This is a genomic window from Rhizobium pisi (assembly GCF_003938655.1).
In the GTDB taxonomy this organism is placed as follows: Bacteria; Pseudomonadota; Alphaproteobacteria; order Rhizobiales; family Rhizobiaceae; genus Rhizobium; species Rhizobium pisi.
Map to the genome: position 1 here is coordinate 1 of NZ_RJJT01000061.1, position 1721 is coordinate 1721.

The window sequence follows — 1721 nt, forward strand, 5'->3', positions numbered from 1 at the left end:
TCCTGACCAAATGGCGCTTCCCCGGCCATACGCTGGTGTTCGGGCTGATGCTGTTTGCCTGCTTCATCCCGTTCCAGTCGGTGCTGTTGCCGATGGCGACGATCCTCGGCTCGCTCGGCCGCTTCGGGGTGACGCTGCAGAACGCCACGGGCCTCAGCTTCGGCTTCGGCAATTCGACGGTCAATCTGGTCTTCGTCCATGTCGTCTACGGCCTCGGCTTCACGACGCTGTTCTTCCGCAATTTCTACGAGGCCTTTCCGACCGAGCTGGTGCGGGCCGCCCAGGTCGACGGCGCGAGCTTCTTCCAGATCTTCCGCCGCATCATGCTGCCGAACTCGCTGCCGATCATCGTCGTCACCGTCATCTACCAGTTCACCAACATCTGGAACGACTTCCTGTTTGCCTCGGCCTATGCCGGCACGGGTGACTCCATGCCGATGACGGTGGCGCTCAACAATGTCGTCAACACCTCGACCGGGGTGGTCGAATACAATGTCAACATGGCGGCGGCGATGATCGCCGCCGTGCCGACGCTCATCGTCTATATCCTCGCCGGCCGCTACTTCGTGCGTGGCCTGATGGCGGGGGCTGTCAAAGGGTAACCCATGGCCTTCCTGGAAATCTCCGGTCTCAGAAAGCGCTTCGGCGCCGTCGACATCCTCAAGGGGATCGATCTCGAACTCGAAAAGGGCGGCTTCCTGGTGCTGGTCGGCCCGTCCGGCTGCGGCAAGTCGACCCTGCTCAACACCATTGCCGGGCTGGAGACGATCACCTCGGGCGATATCAGGATCGACGGGCGCTCGATCGCCGGCCTGCATCCCTCCAAGCGCGACATCGCCATGGTGTTCCAGTCCTATGCGCTCTATCCGAACATGACGGTGGCGGGCAACATCGCCTTCGGCATGGAGATCCGCGGTGTTGCCAAGGACGAGCGCGAAAAGGCGATCAGGCAGGTCTCCGACATGCTGCAGATCGGCCATCTGCTCGACCGCAAGCCTTCCCAGCTGTCGGGCGGCCAGCGCCAGCGCGTCGCCATGGGCCGGGCGCTGGTGCGCAATCCGCAGGTCTTCCTGTTCGACGAACCCTTGTCCAATCTCGACGCCAAGCTGCGCGTCGACATGCGCACCGAGATCAAGCGGCTGCACCAGCGCATGGGCACAACGATCGTCTACGTCACCCACGACCAGATCGAGGCGATGACGCTGGCGACCAAGATCGCCGTGCTCAAGGATGGCGTGCTGCAGCAGTTCGGCACGCCGGCCGAGATCTACAACAATCCCGCCAATATCTTCGTCGCCGACTTCATGGGATCGCCGGCGATGAACCTGCTCAACGCCACCGTCGAGAACGGCGGGGGTGGGCTGGAGGTCTCGCTCGAACGGCCGCATGGCGGACCGCTGAGGCTGCCGGTCATATCAGCCGGCAACGGCCTGTCCTCCTATGCCGGCAAACAGGTGATCTTCGGCATCCGCCCCGAAGCGCTGACCGATCCCGATGGCGCCGACCGCAAGGCGCGCTCGCTGACCGAAGGCGACTGCCTGATCGAGGTCGTCGAACCGGCCGGCTCCGACACCTTCGCCGTCACCAAACTCGGCGGCAAGTCCGTCATCGCCCGCCTGCGCGCCGATGCCGGCATCGCCCCAGGGCAAAACACACGCCTCGCCTTCAATCTCGACAAGGCCGTCTTCTTCGATCCCCAAACCCAGGCAAGGATAACGTGA

The 1721-nt window shown here is 63.6% G+C and carries 2 protein-coding genes; both read left to right on the forward strand.

Annotation, left to right across the window (positions count from 1 at the left end; translation table 11 throughout):
• Positions 1 to 602 (forward strand): carbohydrate ABC transporter permease (locus tag EFD55_RS32870; RefSeq protein ID WP_148102922.1); only part of this gene is annotated, 602 nt, incomplete at its 5' end.
• A gap of 3 nt (positions 603 to 605) precedes the next feature.
• Positions 606 to 1721, forward strand: coding sequence for an ABC transporter ATP-binding protein (locus tag EFD55_RS32875; protein ID WP_125851283.1), 1116 nt, complete (start codon positions 606 to 608; stop codon positions 1719 to 1721).

Coding starts and splice junctions, on each gene's coding strand:
- EFD55_RS32875 (WP_125851283.1), top strand. CDS start 606: ATGGCCTTCCTGGAAATCTCCGGTCTCAGAAAGCGCTTCGGCGCCGTC.